Source organism: Enterococcus sp. DIV2402 (genome assembly GCF_017426705.2).
GTDB lineage: Bacteria > Bacillota > Bacilli > Lactobacillales > Enterococcaceae > Enterococcus_F > Enterococcus_F lowellii.
The window spans coordinates 1,036,027-1,060,356 of the sequence record NZ_CP147251.1 but is presented as its reverse complement, the minus strand read 5'-3'; the positions used below and the strand labels follow the sequence as shown (position 1 = coordinate 1,060,356).

The window sequence follows — 24,330 nt, the reverse complement described above, 5'->3', positions numbered from 1 at the left end:
TATTTTTTGACAAAAATACTTGGAAATCGCTACCAATCAATGTTTTTTTCTATTTTTTTGATAATCTTCTTACTTTTTTCTCATTTTTGAAAGAAAGACTGTACAAAAAGAAAAAACTTGATATAATCGGGTCAGTTTCATCAAAATTCAAAGAGATTTCTTGGAGCAAAAGCAATACATTTTAGAAAGGATCTACAACATCATGATGTTCATCAATTTTCTTCTTGTAGGTACGTTGACAACCTTAGCTGAATTACGTTGTTCTAGCACTTTGCATGGGAAAAATAAGACATTCATATTTTTACAAAACACCGTATATATTAATTTATTTTCGCTCTTTTTATTACGTTTTATCTTACAAAAAAATCATTTATTTCTAAATGAGACTTACACAATCACCTTTAGCTTGAAATACGTCTTATTTGCAATGGTAATTGGGTTAGTTTTTTTATTTATGAAATATCAAATTTATCATTCCGCTCATTTGAAGGAATGTAAAAAACCACGGACCAAAGCTGAACGAAACTGGCTAATTATTGATTCAGCGATGTTTTTGATTGGATGGTTCTTGCTAATTGGTACCGATTGGTTTCATCATTTCTTTGGTTCCATCGCACCGGAACAGTTTATGTTTAATTTTACCTCGCCTGTAAATGGTGCCGCCAATGAGCTTTTAATTGATGTTGTAGATACACAAATTTTATTATATGTGACTGGTGCTGTTATTTTTTTAACTTTTTTATGGGCACCTGTCAATGTCGTAAACAAATATCGTACGCCGTTACCAAATGGACGTATTCGTAAAATTGGCGGTGTTATCGCCGCATTTCTATTATTTATCTCTAGTATTTATGCCATTTCGACCTTGCGCTTAGATGAAGTTATCCATTCGCTAACTTCGAAATCATCTTATATTGAGGATAATTATGTTGCACCTGATTCAGTTAAATTGACTTTTCCTAAACAAAAACGAAATTTGGTACACATCTACTTAGAATCTATGGAAAACTCTTATTTAGATTCTTCTTTAGGTGGGAATTCAGAAGAAAACCTCCTGCCAGATTTAACAGCTTTGTCCCAAGAAGGCATGCATTTTTCTCAGGATGAATTATTTGGCGGACCTTATCAAACATATGGCTCAGGTTGGACAATGGCGGCTGTTGTAAATATGACAGCCGGTTTGCCAGTCAAAATTGCAACAGATAGCCATGCCTATGGTAAAAAAGATTACTTTTTACCTGGTGCAACTACTATGGGTGATATTTTAGCCGAAGCAGACTATCAACAAACATTACTAATGGGCTCTCCTGCCAATTTTAGTGGCATGGCAACTTATTATCAAACGCATGGCAATACACATTTAGTCGATTATCAACAAGCGAAAGAAAGCAACCGTCTTCCTGAAGACTATTACGTTTGGTGGGGCTTTGAAGATCAAAAATTATTTAGCTTTGCCAAAGAAGAATTAACACGTTTGGCAGCAAGTCAAGAACCTTTTGCTTTGACGATGCAAACAATTGATACGCACTTTCCAAATGGCTATGTAAGTAACGAAACACCGAAGCTTTATGAAAACCAGTACGCCAATGTGATTGTTCATTCGCAAAAACAAGTGACTGAATTTGTACGTTGGATGCAAACACAACCGTTTTATAAAGATACAACTGTCGTGCTAACAGGCGATCATTTAAGCATGGATAAAGACTATTTTGATAACATTCCTGCTGATTATCAGCGTTCAACATTCAATCTAATTTTAAATAGTGCTACGCCTGCCAAAACGCCCCAACGTGCCTATGCTCCTTTTGATTATTTTCCAACAATTTTAGCTAGTATGGGTGTCACTATCCCTAATAACCGGTTAGGCTTAGGAACTGATTTAACCTCAACAACGCCTACCCTAATTGAGAGAGATGGTTTTAAAAAAGTCAATTTAGAGCTCGCAAAAAAAAGTAAGTTTTATAATCAAGAGTTAGTTACACCATGATAAAAACGGTCATCATTTATCATTAAAATTAGTTGCAAAAAACTTAAAAACAAGCTTCTCTTATAGTCGGAATTGATTGTAAGATAAGCTTGTTTTTTAATTGTATACACATTTAGCTTATATCCAATGATACCTATCAATACTGATATAATAGAAATGATGAGATCATTTATAGTTATATTGTGAAATCTAAGGACTGGTGAGACTAGCGTAATGATACTAAATAAAAACATTCGTTCACTTTTATGAGCATTCAGAAATAGCAGAACAAAAAACATATACCTATCAAGTTACGTTTCATAAAGAGAATAAAATCATTCAAAAAAATAACTATTCAAGTAAACTACGTAACTTTAGATAAAAAAGACTATACTATAAATAAATTAATGAAATCAAAGTAAAACGATATGCTTTGAAATATAAATTATGAGGAGAGATAGCATGAAAAAAGTACTATGGATATATTCCATAAATGTTCAAGATGGTGGTCCACCATTCGGCTATGGCCACAATACATCAGGAAAAGGTGTTAAACGTTTTAAGGAAAAACTTAAAGAAGAATTACCATCCGACATTGACCTTCAATTTATTAGTTACGATACTACGAGCAACGTGCTACCATCAGCGGATTTAATTATTTTTAATGATTTGGATTCAAGGTATATTCCAGAGAAAATTAAAGAAAAGGGGCTGTGTATTCCTTATCAGAATATTTATACAGGAAACGTTGAAGATGTTACGCACTTAATTCTTAACTCTTTGACAGAAACAAAAAATTAGTTCAGCTTACGAAACCTTATCTTACACAAACGATAGCCGAAAAATAAGAAAATGGTACTCATGTATACTTACCAAGGTTTCATCCACAAGTAATACATGAGTGCCGTTTTAAAATTAGTTGAATTTTCCACTTGTATAGCTTTCTTCATACAAGCTTTTGCTTCAGACTTCCTTCAGATTCCACGTCACAATGGACTTTTACCACCAAGTTATCATGCATGTCGGGCGCACAAAAAAACCATCGAGCATAATACTCGATGGTTTAAAATTAGTTACTTTCAATAGAACCGATAACAGCATTCGCTTCATTATTTCCTGTTTCAATTGCTAAAGAAGCAATGTTATCTGGATTCGTAAAGACCACAATCATGTCTGTATGACGACCAGCGTCTTTAATCATGTCTAGGTCAACTTTTGCAATCAATTGACCACGTGCGACATTCTGCCCTTCTGCAACATACAATTCAAATGGTTCACCTTTTAAGCTAACTGTGTCGATGCCCATGTGTAGTAATACTTCTACACCTGAAGCTGTTTGAATCCCCATCGCATGTTTTGTTGGGAAGATATTTAAAATCGTTCCAGCAACTGGCGCAAAAATTTCTCCTGTAGTTGGTACGACTGCAAACCCATCACCCATCATTTTTTGAGAAAATACTTCATCAGATACTTCAGTAATTGAGACTACTTGTCCATTGGCAACTGCATAAACATCTTGGATTTTTGGTACTTCGATGACCGTTTCTTTTCCTGTTTCAACGGCTGCTGCTTTTGGTGCACCTGTATGCATACGGGACATTTCATCTGCTACAAATTGCACTTCAGTACCAACAATCACTTGAATATTATTTTTATCAATCACTTTGATTCCTGGAACGCCTGTTGCTTTTATCTTCGTTTGATCTACGATGTCAGTATCTTTCACTTGCAAACGTAAACGAGTTGTACAATTATCAATTGTTGTTACGTTTTGACTACCACCTAAACCTTCATAAATACGTTCCGCCATTACTGCATGTTTACCACCAGTTGATGATGCGACATCTTCAGTTACTTCACTTTCGCCTTCTTCACGACCTGGTGTCATTAAATTGAATTTTTTAATAGCAAAAGTAAAACCAAAGTAGTAAATTGCGGCAAAAACAAGACCTTGTACAACCAACATTAATGGTTGATTGGCAACGGGATTTTTCAATGCTAAGAAGAAATCTACAAAACCAGCACTAAATGCAAAACCAGCTGTCCATTGGAAGAACGCACTGATTGCTAAAGATAAGCCTGTAAATACAGCATGTAAAACATACAATGGCCATGCAACAAACATAAATGAAAATTCTAGTGGTTCAGTCACCCCTGTAAAGAATGATGCAAACCCTGCAGCCATCATTAATGACGCGGTTACTTTTTTCTTCTCCGGACGTGCAGCACGATACATCGCAAATGCCCCTGCTGGTAAGCCAAACATCATAACTGGGAAGAAACCAGCTTGATACATGCCTGTTTTACCAACGATAGCTAAACCTGAATCAATGGCTTTTTGTCCACCTAAGAAATTCCCAATATCATTAATGCCTGCTACATCAAACCAAAATACAGAGTTTAACGCGTGATGTAATCCAGTTGGAATTAATAAACGGTTAAAGAATCCATACAATCCAGCTCCTACAAAACCTAAGCTAGAAATTCCTGTACCAAATGTTACTAATACATCATAAATTACTGGCCAAGCAAAATATAAAACAGCAGAAGCAACTACCATTGAAACAGCTGACATAATTGGAACTAAACGTTTCCCACTAAAGAAAGACAACGCCATCGGTAATTTTACATTACTAAAGCGATTGTACATTGCAGCAGCAACCAAACCAGCAATAATCCCGATTAATACGTTATTTTGTGTTTTAGTAAATGCTGCGGCTACTGCACTTACATCATCCAATCCTTGAATTGTCTGAATAGAAGCCGGTGACAATAATTTTTCTGGCACAAGGTACGCAACTAAACCAGCCAAAGCTGCGGCACCATCTTTATCTTTTGACATCCCTAATGCTAAACCGACTGCAAATAACACTGCCAAATGACTTAAAATCGCATCCCCTGCATTAAACATAAAAATTGTAAATACATTGATATTTGGATCACCATTTCCTACCCAGTTAGCAATCCCCATTAAAATTGCGGCAGCTGGTAATACAGCTACTGGTAACATTAACGAACGACCCATTCGTTGCATATATGCTTTCATCTTTATTCCTCCATTTGTTTGGCGATACGCAAGCGTTCAATATGAATCGCCAGGTAGCCTAATTCTTCACTTGTTGTTGATACTTGATAATTTTTAATTAGCAATACTCGTATTTTTTTCGCAACTTCATAGCTTTCCGGATATTTCCGTTTCACCATCTCGACAATCTCATCATCTAACACTGCGTATTGTTGATTGTGATAACGTTGTAAAAGCAAACGCAAGTGATTGGCTAAACGAGAATAATTTAATGCCATTTGTTCTCCGTGAATATCGACGGACAGTTCTTTTTCTATTAAGCGAATAATATCTGAAATAATAGTGACTTCCCGAATACTTTGATGATTACTGTTATGTCCACTTCTAGCGCTATGCAAGTGAATGGCGATATACCCCGCTTCATCATATGTGTAAGGAACACCTAACTCTTTGTTTAAATAATCCACTGCCCATTGTGCGATACTAAATTCATCACTGTATAACACTTCGATTTCTCGAAGTAATTTATTACGAATGATAATTCCATTGCGAATGTTCGATGCAGAAAATGCGATGTGATCCGTCAGTGCAATAACTATATGCTCATTTAATTTTTCCATTAAGACGGTTTCCGCATAATCAATAATATGTTCCGCGGCAAATAAAAATTGTTCGTCAATTTGATTTAATAAACTTTGCAACTTCATTTGTCCTTCTGGTTCCATGACGAAAATTCGTTCAATCTCACGTGAAAACAATAAGTCATTTCTTTTTTTCTCAAACCCAATTCCTTTGCCAATTGCTACTTTCTCTTCGCCATCATCTTCAACTAATACAGCATTTTGATTTAAGATTTTTTTGATTTTCATTGCGAATAATTCCTCTTCTGCAGAATAGTGTGTTTCATTTTACTAGAAATGTTTGCGGCCAACAAACAAAAAAAGCATGGAAAAATCCCCTAAAAAGTGTAAAAAACACCCTTTGTGGAATTTTCCATGCCTAGTCTATCCTAGTCACATGAAAACAAGTATGTTAACAATTTCCAATTGTATAGACCTATTTGTATTTTGTCAAGAGATACTCTGCTACTTTTCGGTATCTTTTGCCTCATTTTCAACAAATTCATGACATAAACGCTGAATTTCTTCATAGATTTCTTGCGCTTCTTCTAAACTATAGGCATTTGCTCCACTAGCTAAGGGATGCCCACCACCATGATGTTGTTTCGCTAATTCATTAATTACTGGGCCTTTTGAACGTAATCGCACACGGTAATAGCCTTGTGGTTGTTCGACAAAAATCCCCCAGGCTAGAACATCCTCAATCACGCCTGGCAACGGTACTACACCAGCTGTTTGAGCGTCGGTGACTGAAAATTCTTCCATCAATTCTTTGGTAAAAATAATACGCCCAGCGCCATGTTCATCGATTTCCAGATTTTGATACACATACCCTGAAAGTCTAGCGACATCTCGTGAAACTTGTTCTAATTGGCGATTTAATTTCGTTGCATCAAATCCATATTCAACTAATTTTGAAGCAATTGCTAATGTGTGTGCAGACGTCGCTGGATACAAAAATCTTCCCGTATCCCCTACAATACCGCCGTACAATAGACGTGCTGCTGCTTCATTCATCACTAATTCATCAGGGAATAACTGCCAAAAATCAGCAATCATTTCACTACAACTACTTGCATGGGTATTGACCCAAACTAAATCGCCGTATGGTTCATCATTTGGATGATGATCAATTTTAATTAACTTATCGCCTAAATCGTAACGCGAATCACTAATTCTTGGTGCATTCGCTGTATCTGTCACAATGACTAAAGCGCCTTGATAAGTCTCTTCTGGAATTTCTTCCATGGTAGCTAAATATTCTAAGCCTTCTACCGGTCCACCTACTTGATAAATGGCTTTTTCAGGAAAACTTTGACGTAAAATTTCAGCTAAACCAACTTGTGAACCTAACGCATCTGGGTCAGGACGTTGATGACGATGAATAATAATTGTGTCATATTGTTTGATTTCATTTAAAATTTCATTTTGTATGCTCATTGAAACTCTCCTTTCTATGGACGCTCCATTACTTGGCAAACTACAATCGCTTTACCAACTAATGAATTCTCAATAAAGATTTCAATATCTAGTTTCGCTGAACGTCGACCTAATTCGAGAATTTTGGGTTGTAAAATAATTTCACTTTCTAACTGAATTAAACGGAAATAATGTAAATTCACTTGCTCAATCCAAGTATTGCGTCGTTGATTAGCAATCATCGTACGTTTTGTGGCATTCGCAATCACTTCATTCAACGCACCAAATGAAATGGTTCCTAGTTCATCAACCATTTGTGGCGAAACAGTAAAACTAAAATGTGGTTGGTCTAATTTATGCCCTTCAAAATCTTGTTCAATAATACGTACTTGATCGGTAATTTGATCAGAAATTGTATCAGAAACTTGGGGTTGACGTTGAACTAATTGCATAGCTTTCATGACATCTTGACGCGTCACAATCCCTATTAAAGATAAATCATCTGCTACAACAGGCATCACTTCCAAGCCATCCCAAATCATCTGATGGCTGACCGATGCTACACTCATTTCTTTTTTCACCATGCGTGGATCTCTGGTCATCACCCGTTCAATTAGTTGACTGCTTGATTTTTCAAAAACATCTTTTGCCGTCACAATTCCAACTACACGCATGTTACGATTGACCACAGGATAGCGAGAATGATGGGTTTCTTCAGATAATCGCTTGTAGTCTTTTACGGTGTCTGTAATCGTTAAATATTTGGTCTTGTCTAATGGCATATAAATATCGCTGACTAATAAAATATCTTTTTTGATTAATTGGTCACTTAATGCACGATTAATCATTGTCGCGACTGTAAAAGTATCATAGGTTGTTCGTAAAATTGGTAGCTCAAGTTCATCTGCCAATTGCTGAATTTCAGCTGTTGTATCAAACCCACCAGTGATTAAGACAGCTGCTCCTTGTTTAAGCGCGAGTTCTTGTACATTTTCACGGTTTCCGACAATCATTAACGAACCGGGCGTTATATAACGTTCCATAGCATTTTCTTTCATTGCTCCGATGACAAATCGGTTTAAATCTTTGTCTAAACCTGCTGAACCACCCAAGACATCTCCTTCAATAATTCGAACCACTTCACTGAAGGTTAACTTTTCAATATGTTTTTTTAATTTTCGTTCAATCCGAATTGTTCCAACACGTTGAATGGTTGAAACCAACCCAATATTTTCGGCATCTTTGATTGCACGATACGCAGTTCCTTCGCTGACTTCTAATTCTTTGGCAATTCCGCGAACAGAAATCCTTTCGCCAACAGGTAAACTCTCAATATGCGCTAAAATCAAATCATGTTTTGTTGCCATTTTTTACACCTCAATTTTTTGTTATTTTAGTCTATTATCAGATTAAAATAATTCAATTACTTTGATTAATACCTTCTTCGCTATATCACTTCTGTATGTTTATCTTTTATTTACTTTCACTGTTTTTTCACTATAAAAGTTAATACAGTGTAACACTTATATTGTAACAGATAATAACAGATAAAATAAACAAAGAACTCTACAAAATAACAGAAAAAAATCCTTAGACAAGTTATCGTCTAAGGATTTTTGAGTATATTTTATAATTTGCTTGCTGCAGCTTCGTCAACAATCACAATAACATCATCATGCTTTTGTAAAACACTTGCAGGAAGATCCGTTGTTACTTCCCCATCAATCATGCCTTTTACTGCTTCTGCTTTTGCTTCGCCGAATGCCATTAAGATGATTTTTTTACTTTTTAGAATTGAACCAATCCCCATTGATAATGCGTGTGTTGGAACATCTTCAACTTTATCAAAGTAACGTTTATTCGCATTGATGGTTGATTCTGTTAATTCCACAACTTGAGTAGTTGCATCAAATGGAGTGCCAGGTTCATTAAAACCGATATGGCCATTTTGACCAATTCCTAATACTTGAATATCAATTGGATGTGTTGCAATGATTTCATCGTAATGTTTGCACTCAGCTTCTAAATCTTCTGCTTTGCCGTTTGGTACAAACGTTTCTTTAAATGGTTTTTCATTAAATAGGTGTTTATTCATAAAATAGCGGTAACTTTGTTCGTCATCACCACTTAAGCCAACATACTCGTCTAAGTTAATAGATACTTTATCTGAAAAATCTAAATCACTTGCAATCATATAGCTGTACATTGTTTCTGGTGTGCTACCTGTCGCTAATCCGAAAACTTCCGCGCCATTTTCAATACCTTCTTTAATAATTTCAAACGCTTTTTTTCCGCCTTCGTCCGCATTTTTTACACGAATAACCTTCATGAAAAACTCTCCCTTACAATTTGTATTTTGGTATATGCCAATTTTAACATTCTTTTATTGTAAAAGCAAGAATCCTCATGAAAAATCTACTTGTTTTTCTGATAAGCTTTTTCGATTTCTTCAACCAACGCGTCATCTTCTAGTTTGGTAACACTTTGAATCACTTCGCGTAGTGGTTTTTCTGCCAATAATTGCGCTAGCTGTTCGCTTTCTTGATCTGCGGCATCACGATAGTTTAAAATCATCGCCACGACTTCCAATAAATGTTGGTAAGAAAGATCACGCTCTTTTGCTTCACGAATTGGACGAATAAAACGTTCATCAAAGCCCAGTTTACGAATAGGTGTCCGAGCCACGCGTGTGATATCATCTGAAATGTACGGATTTTCAAAACGATGAATGATTTTCTCTGCGTATTTTTCATGTGCCTCACGGTCAAATCCCCATTTAGCAATCAATAAATCTCCTGTTTCTTGTAACACATTCTTTAATTGCATCAATACACGTTCATCGGCAATGGCTTCTCCAATTGTTTGATAGCCGTAGAAACTACCAGTATACGCTGTTGTTGCATGTCCCGTATTAACAGAAAATAATTTCCGTTCAATATATGGTTCTAAATCTTCTACATACAAAACGTTTTCTAACTTAAGCTCTTGGTTTTTGCGTTGTTTCGCGTCAACTACCCATTCGCTGAACGGTTCAACCGATACAAATAAGGGATCTTCATGATGTTGAATCGGCACAATTCGGTCAACTGCTGCATTGGGGAAGCCCACAAATTCTTCCACATAAGCTAAGTCCTCATCGGTTAAATATTCTTTTACTTTTGAGAACAAGAACTGACTACCACCAATCATGTTTTCACAAGCAATTACATCAACAGGTGTCGTTTTTTGTGCCTCACGGCGTTTTTGGATGCCTTTTGCAATTAATTCAGCAATAAAAGGCAAGATATTTGGTCCAATTGCAGTTGTCACAATGTCCGCTTCTGCGATAGCATCGACTACTGCTTCAGGTTCTGTTTGGTTATTTAACCCATTCACATTCGTTACCGCAATGCGTTCTTTTGCTTCACTTGCTAACTCAATTTCATAGGCATTTCGCGCTTTTAACGCATCAATAATTGTGGCATTAATATCAACAAAATCAATCGAAAAGCCATTATTGAATAAAATTTCTCCGATAAAACCACGACCGATATTTCCTGCACCAAAGTGAACAGCTTTCATTCTATTCAACCTCCTCAAGCAAGCTAATAATTTCTTCCACAGAAGATGCACTCACTAATTTCACCACATTATCTACATCTGAACAGAAAATCGCAATCTTTTGTAAGATATCTAAATGCTCGTTATCTACACCCGCAATGCCAAATACAACCATTGCTAATTTTTCTTCATCAGAATCAGTACTAAAATCAATCCCTTGAGGAACTTGAATAATTGAAATGCCGCTTTTTTTCACGAATTTTTTAGCTTCATCTGTACCGTGAGGAATTGCAATGAAATTTCCCATATAAGTAGATACTAAATTATTTCGGTCAATCATCGCATCCACGTAAGCTTCATCAACACAACCAGCTTCCACTAATAAACGACCACTTTCACGAATCGCCTCTTCTTTTGTAGCAAATTCCTTGTTTAATAAAATCATGTCTTTTTCTAATTGCATTATTTTTCCTCCTCTACCTCTCTTATTTCATTTACAAAGAGAGAACTAATTAATTCATAAATAATTTCTTTGGTTTCATGTTGATAGATATCCATGTTTAAATCACTTTCAATGATTGAAGCACTAATTAAACCTAATAACTTTTCTTCAGCAGTAGTCATTGGTTCGGGAGCCAACATTAACAATACTCGTGTAAGCGCCATTGGTTTTCGATCCATTCCTAATACAGGAATAGGGGAAGTTAAATCAAAAATACTGAAATAAGGTCCTTTCACATTCGAATTCGCACTATGGAACAACGCTAAATTCGTGCCCGGAATGCCAATAGGTGCCGTTTGGTGGCGTTTTAACACCCGCTCACTAACTTTTTGCGCATCTTCTACAATGACACCTTCCAATTCATTGATAATCTGTTGAATGGTAGCGTCCAGATTTTTATCAGTTTGAATAGTTTTAACATCAAATTGTGTCAGTAAATCATTGCCTACTTTCATAATTTCATATACCTGATCAAAAGAACCTTCAGATTCTTTTGACAGAATAGTTGGTTTAGCACTTTTTGACTCAAATCGTTTTTCGTGAATTTCTTGTTTGATTTTTTGTATTTCATCGTCCAATAATAATGGTGAAATTAATTTATACGGTAATGTAAAATCAGGTAAGAAAATGGTTGATAGAATCAAATCAAATTCTTTGTAATTCACATGACTCATCTGTGAAATTTTAATCACTTGAATATGATCGATTTCAGGAATGTATTTGCGTAAGCGACTTTCTAAAATCTTCGCTGTGCCAATACCACTGGAACATAAGACTAAGGTGGAAATAGCTTTTTTTGTCGGGTTACGCTCCAAAGATGCCGCAAAATGAATCACAATATATGCTAATTCATCATTTGAAAAATGCTCTTTAGGAAACTGTTTGGCAAGTGCTAATTGAATCGCTCGTGTCAAATCATCGTATTGCACCATCACTTTATCTAGCAGTGGATTATTTGCTAACTGGACAAGGTTATCCATCCGTTTAAACGCTGCTGATAAATGGGTTAACAGATCGTAATACAAGGTGTCATCTGCTCGAAAATCAATATGGGTCATTTCTGAAACAAAACGGATGACTTCCCGAATTTGGTAAGACAACTCTACGTCAAAGCTTTCTAAAAAGATGTTTTGTGGTTTCTTATAGTTGACTCCTTCTAACTGTCGGGCAAAGAAAATAGTTTCTTCTATCGGCATTACTAAATCATGTTCTTCTACATTTTCCATAATTTGTTCAGCCAACGCATAAATATCAGATGAAATTTGACTATCATCAATCGGTGAGATTAATAAGTGATTCGATTTTACTCGATCAATCGACAACGCCAAAATAGTTACCACTTGTTGGACTTGATTATCCGTCACTTCTAAAAATAGTTTGTTACGCTTATCTAAAATAACTGTTTTAGCAATGTAAAAAGCCTGCGATGTAATTAGATTCAAGAAGAAATTTGATGTTACTTGTTCGGTTGTCGTTGGTGTCAGTAAGGAAAGATAATGAAAAAATTCATATTCACTCACACCACTATAAATAGTATTTCCCAAGATTTGACGGCGTTCATATTCACCACCAACAATGATAATGCCTCTTGCTTTCCGACGTTCCAGCGCTAGAGAATATTCAGTTAAGCTTTCTTCTACTACTTGTAAATCTGCATGGATTGTACTGGGACTCACTTCAAAATCAATTGCCAAACCTTCAATCGTTTGTTCTTCATCTGCCAAAAGTAAACTGGATACTAAGGCACTCTGACGATGAATAGTATCAAGAGGTGCTTTTTCATCCTCTTGTATCACTTGTTTAATTTCCGTTAACTTTTCAACTTCGCCAACTAACCGATACCCTTTGCCACGTGGTTTCACAACTTGAACTTCCATCGGTTTCAAGCTTTTTTCAATACTAGATATTTCACGATATAATGTTCGCTTGCTGATTTGTAATATATCTAATAATTCTTGCGGAGTAATCCCCTCGGTATATTCAACTAATAGTTTTAGAATTTGTTTTTCCCGATTCGAGAAATACAAGTTATTCACCTCCTCTAAAATGGCAAAAAGCAGTGAGTAATCTCCCTGCTTTTCGCCCCATGTTCAATCAAGTAGCGAGCAAACAGCTAGCTATGATGCTTATTGTTCTTTCATTCGATTAACAACTTCTTCATAACGTGGACTATTCATAAAGTTTTCAACTGTCACAAAATCAGAAGATGGTGCTTTTTGTTTTGCACGTTCATATAACTCAACTTGTGTGACGATTAAAGTGTTTGGTTCGTCTTTTAGATTGTTAATTGCTGAATTGGTTACTGGAACATCAACGCCAGCTTTTTTAATCATGTTACGTAAGACCGATGCGCCCATCGCACTTGAACCCATTCCAGCATCACAAGCAAAGATAATTTTATCAATTTGTTTATCTGCTGTTGGTGCTTCAACAACTGTTTCTTCTACTACCGCTGTTTGTGCTTGACCTTTACTTTCGGCTTTCGCAGCTGCAACGGCTTCTTGTGTTGCTGCAAATTCATCTTCTGTTGAACGATCAGATTTCAAGATAACCATCGAAATCAAGAAAGAAACAACGGCTGCAACAACCACACCAGCAATTACTGGTAGATGGCCGCCTTTAGGTGCCATACCTAAGATTGCAATAATTGATCCTGGTGAAGCGGCTGCCTGCAAGCCTGCATTTAACAATTGGAAAACGAATGTTCCTGAAACCCCACCACCAATAACGGCTAAGAATAAAACTGGTTTCATCATTACATATGGGAAATAAATTTCATGAATCCCACCTAAGAATTGGATAACTACTGCGCCTGGTGCAGAAGACTTCGCTGAACCTTTACCAAACAATGTATACGCTAACAATATGCCCAAACCTGGACCAGGGTTCGCTTCTAATAAGAATAGAATTGATTTTCCTGTTTCAAGAGATTGTTCTGTTCCTAACGGTGTTAAAATACCATGATTAATTGCATTATTTAAGAATAAAATTTTTGCTGGTTCAATAAAGATATTCGCTAATGGTAATAAATTCGCATTGACAATAGCTTCTACGCCATTTCCCATCATTGTTGTTAATGAACTAACTACAGGTCCAATACCATAAAATCCTAAAATTGCTAACGCAAAACCAATTAACCCTGCTGAAAAGTTATTGACTAACATTTCAAATCCGGCACGAATTTTATCTGAGAATAAGTCATCAAATTTCTTAATACACCAACCACCAATTGGGCCCATAATCATTGCCCCAATAAACATTGGCACTTCTGATCCGACGATTACCCCCATCGTAGCAATTGCCCCAACCACTGCACCACGTTGACCATGAACCATGCTTCCGCCTGTATATCCAATTAATAATGGCAATAAATACTTGATCATTGGGTCAACCATTGTTGCTAACTGTTCATTTGGCCACCAACCTGTTCCAATAAATAATGCTGTAATAACACCCCACGCAATAAAGGCACCAATGTTTGGCATCACCATTCCGCTTAAATAACTTCCGAAACGTTGAACCTTGGCTTTCATTCCTTTTTTCTCTTCCGCCATGTCATTTCTCTCCTCCCAATAAATAAATTATTTTTCTTTACACACTTAGTCTAAATTATTTTGGTAGGGTTTTCAATTGTTTCTATATGGAGTTTTGGCACACTTCTTTGTGCCATCATTGTATGTGAAAAATAACAATAACAAATGAATATAATCACTACGTTGAACTGCTTTATAAATACCTAGTAACATCGTTTGCAACTAGCATTTAGCTCAAAGATAGATTTTCATAAAACCATACTTAAAGTTATGTTACAATTAAAGAAAGCGTTTTACAAGAAGGAGGCATTCTATGAAAAAAATATCTCTAGTTAATTTTATTGGTGCCCTAATAATTCTATTAATGGTGTGGTTTCCTCCCACAAGAATTTTTTTAACCGATGTCGATTTTGGAACGCCTATAGTGGGTATTCTTTCTTTGCTGTTATGTATAAGTACAGTCGGAGCCTATAAAAAATATAAACAAAAAATAGATATTTTTTCATTTATAATTAGTTTAAATCCTTTGATTTTTATCGTTGTACTTTTCATTATAGCTTTATCAGGTGGTCCTTTAGCCCCCTAATTTGTTGGCAAATGAAAAATAGAGCAACAAGCAAATCACGTTGATTTCCTTGTTGCTCTATTTATTTTCATTCAATGTTAACGACTGTTGTCACTATCGTAGCGCTTATCTTCTTCTATTTCGTTGACTAGCTTCCATGATGACCGGTAAAATCACTGGTCGACGTTTTGTTTGTTCAAACAAATAACGACTTAATTGGTCACGAATATCTTGTTTTAATTTACTCCATTCAAAATCGTCTTCATGGAGATGTTTGTCAACAATTTGCTCAACCATTTCGCCACCTTCACGAATCAAGTCACGACTTGCTTTGACATAAACAAAACCTCTAGAAGTAATCTGTGGTTTCGATACAATTCGTTTTTCTCGGCGATTAATGGTCACAACAGCGACAAAGATACCATCTTCTGATAACACTTTACGGTCTTTTAAGACAATATTACCAATATCACCGACACCAATTCCATCAACCATAACATTTTCTGCGGGAACTGAACCGGCCGTTGTTAGCTCGCCTTTGTCGTATTCCAAGACGTCCCCACGCGCAGTAATAAAGATACGGTTTAATGGCAAACCTACTTCTTGCGCTAAACTGGCATGGGCTGAAAGCAAACGATATTCTCCTTGTACTGGAATAAAATATTTTGGTTTCATTAGGTTCAACATTAACTGCAAATCATTTGGACTTGCATGCCCGGATACGCGTAAGTTATCCGAAATATTTTTCACAGTAGCACCGGCACGATAAATAATATCTTCTGTTTTTGCTACAAAGGTTTCCATCGCAATCGTTGGCGTTGTAGTAATATAAACCAAATCGCCCTCTTTAATCCGTAATGTACGGTGAGCACCACTTGCCATTCGTTGTAAAGCTTTGATTGGTTCACCCATTCGACCAGTTTCTAAAATAACTAATTGGTCGTCATCATAGTTTTTCATTTCTTTTTGAGTAATTAAAATAGCTTCATCAGGAATTTCTAATTTACCTAACTTCATCGCCGTACGAATAATTTTACCAAAGTCTTGTCCCGTCAATGCCACTTTGCGGCCCGAACGATAAGCAGCATCCATCACTTGTTGTACACGTTGTAAGTTACTAGCAACACAAGCAACAATAATGCGACCTTCCCAATAACGAATGGTATCATAGACTTCATCCGCAATTTGAGCTTCTGAAGCTACTGTGGCAGGATTTTCAGCGTTGCTTGAAGTACTTAATAAAGCCAACACGCCTTCTTTACCAATCTCCGCTAGACGAGCAAAATCTGTTTGATACATCGGAACAGCTGCCTGATCAAATTTAAAGTCTCCTGTATAAACGATATTGCCAGCTGGTGTTTTCAAACTGATTCCGACTGAATCAGGAATCGAATGTGTTGTTGGAAAGAAGCTAACAGTTGCAGAACCAAAGTCAATTTCAGAATGCACATCAATGACGTGGAATTCTTTAAATTTCTTTGTTGGTTCGTAACGTTGTACGGTTAATTTAGCTAATTCAATTGTTAATTTTGTCCCAAATACTGGTGCTTGGATTTTTTCTAAAAAGTATGGTAATGCGCCAATTGCATCAGCATGTCCATGTGTTAAAAATACACCCGCCACACGCTCGGCATTGTCTTCTAAATACGTGAAATCAGGAATGACCGTATCGATTCCTAATAACTCATTTTCTGGATAGCGTAGACCACAGTCTAGCACAAATATATCCTCTCCCACTTCAGCAATGTACAAGTTTTTACCATTTTCTCGCACACCACTAAGGGGAATAATTTTGATTTTACTCAAAATTTTCACCTCTCAATTGTTTATATTTACTACTTCTTATAAGTATGTATATTTATTTTTAAATAAGAAACACGTTCATTATTATCCTATTCATTATACAACACATTTTACGAAAATCGCAGTGTTATATCTTCTACCTACACGAAAAGATTCTTCTACAGTATAACATAACTTCATTCTTAAAAAGAAGATTCCAATGATTCTATCAGCGATTTATTAAAAAAACAGCTGATTTCTCTAAAGAAACTAGCTGTTCATTTATTATCCAATTACTTTTTTGCCGTTAAAAACATCATAGTCAATTTCATTAACTGATTTAGCAACAACAATCGCTGAATAAACATCGGAATTTACATTTAAGATGGTTCGTAACATACCGACAAACCACTCGACACCAGCAAAAATCGCAATACTTTCAATTGGCAGACCCATTTGTGGGACAATAATCGCTAAAGAAACTAAGCCTGCACCTGGTACTACTGCATTGGCTAAAGAAATTACTGTTGCAGCAATAGCGACATAAATCATTTGCGAGATACTAAAATCGATTTGATACATTTGGGAAATGGTCATTACCGTAATGGCCATATGCATCGCTGAACCGTTACTATTTAACGACATTCCTAGAGGTAAGACTAAGTTGGTGATACGATCACTTACACCTAATTTATTTTGCGTTTCCTCCATTGCAGTTGGCAAAGTAATGGCTGAGGAAGTTGTCGCCAAAGCCATGATAGTCATGTTTTTCATATTTTTGATTAAACGTAGTGGGTTGACACCTACATATAATGTAATGAAGGTAATCCATAATCCCAAGAATAACAATGTAGCTAAACCATACACGCCCAAATAAGAAAGCAAGGACAAAATAATTTCTGGGCCTAAATTACTAATTGTTGATGCAATAAGAGCAAAAATACCTAGTGGTGCAATAATCATCACATAGCGAATAATCATCAAAATAACTTCATTAAAATCAACAATGATTTGAGCAAGCCCTGATTCAGGATGTTTGCTCATAAACTTATTTAATGCAATCCCGAAAAATAGCGCAAAAACAATAATTTGAACAATGGTACCACTTGAAAGTGACGCAAAAATGTTCGTAGGGATAAAGCCTAAAAAGGTTTCGGAAAAGGATATTTCTTGTGCTTCAATAGCTGTCTCTTGCACATTCGACAGATCCGTTCCGCTACCAGCATTAAATACGACTGCCATCAAAATGCCCCAAGTAGCTGCTAAAAGCGAAGAACAACCAAACACAAAAATTGTGCGTCCACCTAAATTCGTTAGTTCTTTTGATTCAATACTTGCAACCGCTTGAATAATTTGGCCTAAAATTAAAACCGGAATAGCCATTTGCATTAATCGTAAGAACAAATCACCTACAATTTTTAAATGTTGTGCCATTGATGGAACTAGTATACCAACCAATATACCAATAACCACAGCAATGACAATTTGACTCGTCATCGAAATTTTCTTTTTCATATTCTCTCCTTTTTCAATTTCAGAATTTTAAAACTTTTTCTTTACATGCAAACTGACTATCTTAATAAATAAAGATAGTCAGTTTATAGTATACACTAAATTCAAACAAAGAAAATATTCATGCCTTTAATTAGGAGTCGCACTTTTTTCTTTAGCCAATAGTGCAAATAAAATGACACCAATAATTAATAAGATACTAGCTAAATAAAAACCTACTTGCATTGATCCTAATGTATCAGCTAAATACCCTGTTACATAAGGTGCTAAGATTGAACCAGACATACCAATAAAGTTATACGCACTCAAGGTTGTACCTAACGCATTAGCTGGTGCATTTCTTGTTACATAAGTTACTACAATCGGATCTAGAGCTAATTTACCTGTTAATCCATATAAAACCAACATCGCGATTAAGATTGTTCTATCTTGGACAAAGGCAATCGCAAAAACAGAAAGGATTGCTAATGGAACCAAAGTGAAAACAAGCGGTTTCGCTTTCCCTAATTTATCGTTAATGCGTGCAAATAATAACGCTCCAGGTATTGATGCCCATGGAACTAAAGAAGAAATAAATCCAACACTTGAACCTTCGAAGCCTCGCTCAGCAATTAAAAATTGAGGCAACCAGGTAATAATTACAAAGTTTGCATAGATACTTGTAAAACATAAAATAAACGCAGCTAATAAATTACGATTACTAAAAATTGCAATTAAAGATCCTTTTTGTTTTACAGGTGCTTCTTGAGCAGTTTTATTCACATCTTCTGGTCGAATAACTTTTTCTTTCAAAACAATAAAAAATAAAATGCCGACAATCAGCGTTGGTACAGCCATAATATAAAATGGTTTGCTCCAATGTTCCCCATTTTCTAAAACTAATTTACTTGATAGTAAATACCCTCCTGAGGTACCAAACGCCATCCCACTATTGATGATTGCGTTTCCGACTGTTCGTTTGTTATCAGGAATTGCTTCAGTAGATAACGCATATTGCGGACCATAATATGCGCCTTGACCAATCCCAGCAAATGCTCGAATCATTAAGAATAAAACAAATGTTGTTGCTATTCCTGTTAAATAAGTCATAATAGCTAAGACAATAAATCCGATGGTAATAACCAATTTCCTTCCGATTTTATCACCAATAACACCAAATGGTATCTGAGCAATTGCGTAAGTTAAGAAGAACATACTATTCGCTAAACCTAATTGTGTGTTACTCAAACCAAATTCTTCACCAACAACGCCCATGATTGGATTAAAGATTGTTCTTGTTGCATACATCAATACCCAACCAACAAAAAAGATAGCTACAACTTTAATCCAGTAGTTATTACTAACTTTTACTCCTGATGGTTCGCTTGTTCTCTTCATATTTTCCCCTCTTTTCTACTCTTTTTTTTAAAACAATATGATGTTGTTTTATTGCCTTTATCTTAAAGGTTAGGAGAATACGCTTACAATAGAAAAATGTCCAAATTTTAGTGTTCTTTTTTATCCTTAAAGCGAAAAAGCATGTGAGAATAAGTTATTCTCACATGCTTTGATTAAAATTATTTTGCTTTTTTCAAGTTTGCTGATAAGAATAGCAACGTTCCGACAACTAATAGAACGACTGAAATGTAAAAGCCCATTTCTTTTGAACCAGTCATATCTGAAATTGAACCTGTTAAACGTGGTGCAATAACCGATGACATCATTCCAAAGAAATTAAATACACCTAATGTTGTTCCAACACCAACTTTTGGTGCATTTTCACCTAACCAAGAAATGATAATTGGTTCTACCGCTAATTTTCCTAAGAATCCATATAAGATTAATGCAATCAATAAGAAGACTTGGTTGGTTGATTGTACTGTAATCAATAACATTGCCGCAGCTAGTAATTCTAAAACAACGATAAATTGAATTTTTTTGTTCATGTATTTATCAGCTAAACGACTGAATAATAAAGCTCCTGGAATTGATGCAAAGGCAACTAATGAAGCAGAAAATCCAATCGCTACACCTTTGAAGCCACGTTCTGTTCCCAAGAAGTTTGGTAACCAAGTAACTGTCATATAATACGCATAACATGTTGCAAAATATAAGATATATGTGAACAACATTCTTGGTGCAAATAAACTCTTGAACGATACATCTTCTTTAACTTTTTCAGGCGCAGCTTTCTTTTTCTCTTCTAATTTTGCTTTTTCAATAAATGCTACGTCATCTTTGTTTCCGCGGATTACTAAAGCAAATGCGATTAACATACAAACGATTAAGGCTACTGAAATGTACATCATAGTTTGCCAAGGCATTTGCATTTGAACAACTAGTAAACTAGAAAGAATCAAACCAAATCCTGAACCAATCGCCGAACCACTATTAACAATCGCTGTTGAGAAACTTCTTTTTGCTTGTGGAATATTTTGTGAAGTCAATGAATACGCAGCTCCATAAAATGATCCACAACCAATTCCGGCTAAGAAGCTTCCTGCATAAATCATTCCAATACTTGATGCTTGTGAAATTAAGAACGCAGCAATTCCAAATAAAATAAATCCTGGAAGCAAGACTTGTTTCTTACCAATTTTATCAACTAAAAAGCCAGCAGGAATCTGCATGATAACATATCCTAAAAAGTAAAAACTTGAAATTGAACCTAAGGCGCTGTCTGAAATGCCGCCTCCTAATGAATCGTTAATTTGTGGATATACTGGCGCTAACGCTGAGCGATAAATCCAAATTGTTACCCAGCCTGAACAAAGCAAGATGATTATTTTTTTCCAGTATTCCATACCAGCATTAACTTTTTTTGTTTCCATTCTATTTCCTCCATGTGTGCAAAGTAATAACTTTACAATTAATTATTCTCATAAATCGCTAAAGCAGCTTTCACCGCTTCACCGTGTTTGATTGGTGCTCCATAATATGTTAAGGCACCTTCTAAAGCGGTTAATACTTGTAAAACATTTTCATGACGACTACTGTAACCCATGTTACCAATACGCCATAATTTTCCTTTTAAATCACCAAATGAAGAGGCAATCTCCACACCAAATTGATTCAATAATAATTCACGAACTTGCTCGCCATCACCAACACCATCTGGAATCATTACAGGCGTAACTGTTGGCATTTTTGTTGTTAAATCACCATAAAAGCCCAGCCCCATCGCTTTAATTCCAGCAACAATTGCTTGGTCATTTAATGCATGACGTGCATAAATATTTTCTAGACCTTCATTAATAATTGAACGTAATCCTTCATGTAACGCATAAATCATACTTGTTGCCTCAGTATGATGATTAATACGTTCTGAACTCCAATAACGTTGCAATTGACTTAAATCTAGGTAATTACTAGAAATATGATTTTCGTTACGATCATCTTTACTCAAACCTAATTCTTTTTGGTAACGAGCATCTAAAACTGCTTCAACACGGTCATTGTAAGTCACTAATGACATTCCAGCTGGTACACTTAAACATTTTTGTGTTCCACCAACCGCAATATCAACACACCAATCATCAACTTGTAGAGGAACACCACCATACGTAGCAACCATATCAACTACAAAGAACATGTCATTTTCACGGCAATGTTGACCAATTTTATCAATTGATTGCATTTGACCATTGGCTGTTTCACCGTGAACCATCGCTACAATTTTTGGTTGGAATTCATCGATGGCATCGATCACTACTTGTTGATCGAATGTTGATGTCCACTCTTTTTCCAGATACATAATCTCTGCTTTGGCACGTTCAGCAATTTCACCTAATAAATAAGCAAAACGTCCATATGCCGGAATCAACACTTTATCTCCTGGTTCAATGAGTGCAATCATAGCTGCCTCTAAACCAGAACGAGAAGTGCCATCAACAGCAAAGGCTTCTTTATTTTGGGTCCCAAATGGTAATTTAATCATTTCTTTGACATTATCCATAATTGTCAAGAAAGCTGGATCAAACTGACCCAAAATTCGTGAACTCATTGCTTTTAACGCAACAGGATTTGCCTCAACGGGTCCAGGTGTCATGATGGTTCTGTGTGGAATTACTAATTCTGAAAACATACTATCTCATCCTTTTCTTTTTTTGAAAAATAGAGTTATCACTTCAGCACAACTTATGACTAATTTTAGCCAATTTATACAAAAAATGATTTGAGTCTATTCTCCTTTTTTTATATAATAGCAAAAAGGAGATGTTTTTGTGAAAACCTTAATCGATTTGTTAGCGATTCCTCGCTTTACAAATTTAACATTGCTTACCGATTCGGTAGATGCAACTTGCGAAATAGAGAGCGTTGAGATTACAGAAACGCCAGATATTGCTCACTATATTCCTGAAAAAACGTTTATTTTAACGACAGCGATGATTTATAAAGATAATCAACAGGCACTCTTTACTCTCATCGACTCATTAAAAGAGAAACAGGCTATCGGCTTAGGAATTAAAGTGGGACGTTTTATCGAAGCGATTGATCCTTCTGTTATCGCCTATGCGAACCAAAAAAAATTGCCAATTGTTCAAATACCTAGCACCATTCCATTAGGTAATTTGTTACATCAATTGCTGAATTTATTATGGTATACAAAAACTGAGCAACTCAGTTACGCATTAGATATTCAAAAGCAATTTTCTGACATGTTGGTAAATGATGTGAGTTACGAACGCTTCATTGATAGTTTTGGCGAACTGGTCAATGCACCAGTTATCTTATTAAATCCGTATAAAAAGATACTTGCTTGTTCGAAACATTTTACAAAAATTACCACACCTGCAGATTATTATGTCGAGCAATTGTCACAACGAAACTTTGCATTTGCTCAGAAAAAAGCTACCTCGTTGTTGATTGAAGATTCAACTAATAAAAAATTGCAAGTAGCGTATTATCCAGTGGAGATTAATAGCTATTTTCCACATTATCTTGTGATTTTGAATCCTGAGCAGATTCCTTATCCAGTATCTGATTTTGCAATCGATCAAGCAAAATTGGTCTTGTCATTTATGCTTTATAAAAATCAAAAGATTCAAGAATCCTTGGACCATTTAAAAACTGATTTTTTAACACGAATGATAGAATACCAACAATCATCTTCCCCTAAGGAACGTGACTGGCTTGATTTGGGCATCAATTACGGATTAGTTAAAGCACGACATTATCGTATTATTTATATTGCTTGTCATAGTAATAATTCAAAAAAAATTCGCTATCAAGAAGAGGAAAGCCAACTTGCTTTTCAATGGTTACAAGAATCACTTGATTCTCAAATTAAAGATATGAGCTTATTCAAAATCAAAAATACCAATCATTTTGCCTTGCTCATTCAACATAAATTAGATCACGTTGAAGAGATTTTACTAAATGCCGCAAATGAATTAAAAATAATTAGTGGCATTCAATTAGTATTTGGCATGGGAAATATTTATGATACGATTCAACAAGTTGCCAAATCATTTATTGAAGCAGAGAATGCTTATAATGAAATGTTGACGACAACGATTGACTTAGAGAAACCAATTGCTCATTATCAACCACGTGGGATGCGAAATTTATTTGAAAAAATTAATATGACGGATATCCACTATTTTTGCGAGAGTACTTTGAAAGAATTGGCTTATCCTTCAGAAGACTCTTTTATCGAATTACGGAAAACACTCAAATGTTATTTAGACTTTCAATGTGAAATTGCTCAGACAGCCAAAGCATTGTTTGTCCATCGAAATACGATTAAATATCGTATTGAGCGTTGTTCACAACTCCTTGGAAAAGACATTCATGATTCAGTTACTAGTCTTGATATTCGACTTGCGTTGGAATTATCAGAAGAGACTTTGGATCAATAAGTGTCCGGAGAACAAGAGAAATCTTG

18 protein-coding genes are annotated in these 24,330 nt (G+C 35.7%); 4 read left to right on the top strand and 14 right to left on the bottom strand.

Annotated elements, in window-relative coordinates; translation table 11 throughout:
- Positions 1-202: 202 nt before the first annotated feature.
- Positions 203-1,987 carry an LTA synthase family protein gene (locus DOK78_RS05135; protein ID WP_207942344.1) on the top strand — a complete coding sequence of 595 codons (1,785 nt, stop codon included), beginning with the start codon at positions 203-205 and terminating at the stop codon, positions 1,985-1,987.
- 441 nt (positions 1,988-2,428) lie between these two features.
- Positions 2,429-2,767 (top strand): hypothetical protein, encoded by a 339-nt coding sequence (locus tag DOK78_RS05130; RefSeq protein WP_207942345.1) that lies wholly within the window; start codon positions 2,429-2,431, stop codon positions 2,765-2,767.
- Positions 2,768-3,035: 268 nt separating this feature from the next.
- On the opposite strand, the gene nagE is transcribed toward DOK78_RS05130, so the two are convergent.
- From nagE to DOK78_RS05085, 9 genes are all read right to left on the bottom strand, one after another.
- Entirely contained in the window at positions 3,036-5,012 is a 1,977-nt protein-coding gene (gene nagE / locus DOK78_RS05125; RefSeq protein ID WP_207942346.1) for an N-acetylglucosamine-specific PTS transporter subunit IIBC, read from the bottom strand.
- 2 nt (positions 5,013-5,014) lie between these two features.
- Positions 5,015-5,860, bottom strand: coding sequence for a PRD domain-containing protein (locus DOK78_RS05120; protein WP_207942347.1), 846 nt, complete (start codon positions 5,858-5,860; stop codon positions 5,015-5,017).
- Between the two features lie 216 nt (positions 5,861-6,076).
- Complete coding sequence (locus tag DOK78_RS05115) at positions 6,077-7,051, bottom strand: DHH family phosphoesterase (RefSeq protein WP_207942348.1); 975 nt, start codon at positions 7,049-7,051, stop codon at positions 6,077-6,079.
- A gap of 14 nt (positions 7,052-7,065) precedes the next feature.
- Positions 7,066-8,397 carry a DRTGG domain-containing protein gene (locus DOK78_RS05110; protein WP_207942349.1) on the bottom strand — a complete coding sequence of 444 codons (1,332 nt, stop codon included), beginning with the start codon at positions 8,395-8,397 and terminating at the stop codon, positions 7,066-7,068.
- A 260-nt stretch (positions 8,398-8,657) separates the two neighbouring features.
- Positions 8,658-9,359, bottom strand: coding sequence for a glucosamine-6-phosphate deaminase (nagB, locus tag DOK78_RS05105; protein WP_207942350.1), 702 nt, complete (start codon positions 9,357-9,359; stop codon positions 8,658-8,660).
- 86 nt (positions 9,360-9,445) lie between these two features.
- On the bottom strand, positions 9,446-10,591 hold the full coding sequence (locus tag DOK78_RS05100; protein ID WP_207942351.1) for a mannitol-1-phosphate 5-dehydrogenase: 1,146 nt from the start codon (positions 10,589-10,591) through the stop codon (positions 9,446-9,448).
- 1 nt (position 10,592) lies between these two features.
- On the bottom strand, positions 10,593-11,033 hold the full coding sequence (locus DOK78_RS05095; RefSeq protein ID WP_207942352.1) for a PTS sugar transporter subunit IIA: 441 nt from the start codon (positions 11,031-11,033) through the stop codon (positions 10,593-10,595).
- Positions 11,033-13,108 carry a BglG family transcription antiterminator gene (locus DOK78_RS05090; protein WP_339076344.1) on the bottom strand — a complete coding sequence of 692 codons (2,076 nt, stop codon included), beginning with the start codon at positions 13,106-13,108 and terminating at the stop codon, positions 11,033-11,035. The genes DOK78_RS05095 and DOK78_RS05090 overlap by 1 nt, the downstream gene beginning before the upstream one ends.
- 90 nt (positions 13,109-13,198) lie before the next feature.
- Positions 13,199-14,626: a PTS mannitol transporter subunit IICB gene (locus tag DOK78_RS05085; RefSeq protein WP_207942354.1), complete on the bottom strand. Its 1,428-nt coding sequence runs from the start codon at positions 14,624-14,626 to the stop codon at positions 13,199-13,201.
- Between the two features lie 292 nt (positions 14,627-14,918).
- Here DOK78_RS05085 and DOK78_RS05080 point away from each other — a divergent pair, with 292 nt between their 5' ends.
- Complete coding sequence (locus DOK78_RS05080; protein ID WP_207942355.1) at positions 14,919-15,191, top strand: hypothetical protein; 273 nt, start codon at positions 14,919-14,921, stop codon at positions 15,189-15,191.
- 105 nt (positions 15,192-15,296) lie between these two features.
- On the opposite strand, the gene DOK78_RS05075 is transcribed toward DOK78_RS05080, so the two are convergent.
- The 5 genes from DOK78_RS05075 to DOK78_RS05055 form a co-directional block, all read right to left on the bottom strand.
- The gene (locus DOK78_RS05075; protein WP_207942356.1) at positions 15,297-16,976 is read right to left on the bottom strand and encodes a ribonuclease J; all 1,680 of its coding nucleotides are present in this window, start codon (positions 16,974-16,976) and stop codon (positions 15,297-15,299) included.
- Positions 16,977-17,237: 261 nt separating this feature from the next.
- Positions 17,238-18,467: a dicarboxylate/amino acid:cation symporter gene (locus tag DOK78_RS05070; protein ID WP_207942357.1), complete on the bottom strand. Its 1,230-nt coding sequence runs from the start codon at positions 18,465-18,467 to the stop codon at positions 17,238-17,240.
- 126 nt (positions 18,468-18,593) lie between these two features.
- A complete protein-coding gene (locus DOK78_RS05065) occupies positions 18,594-19,841 on the bottom strand; it encodes an MFS transporter (RefSeq protein WP_207942358.1) in 1,248 nt (415 codons plus the stop codon).
- Positions 19,842-20,020: 179 nt separating this feature from the next.
- Complete coding sequence (locus tag DOK78_RS05060) at positions 20,021-21,274, bottom strand: MFS transporter (protein ID WP_207942359.1); 1,254 nt, start codon at positions 21,272-21,274, stop codon at positions 20,021-20,023.
- A gap of 38 nt (positions 21,275-21,312) precedes the next feature.
- Positions 21,313-22,527 carry a pyridoxal-phosphate-dependent aminotransferase family protein gene (locus tag DOK78_RS05055; protein ID WP_207942360.1) on the bottom strand — a complete coding sequence of 405 codons (1,215 nt, stop codon included), beginning with the start codon at positions 22,525-22,527 and terminating at the stop codon, positions 21,313-21,315.
- A 139-nt stretch (positions 22,528-22,666) separates the two neighbouring features.
- Between DOK78_RS05055 and DOK78_RS05050 the strand changes: the two genes are divergently transcribed.
- Entirely contained in the window at positions 22,667-24,304 is a 1,638-nt protein-coding gene (locus DOK78_RS05050) for a PucR family transcriptional regulator ligand-binding domain-containing protein (protein WP_207942361.1), read from the top strand.
- Positions 24,305-24,330: the final 26 nt, after the last annotated feature.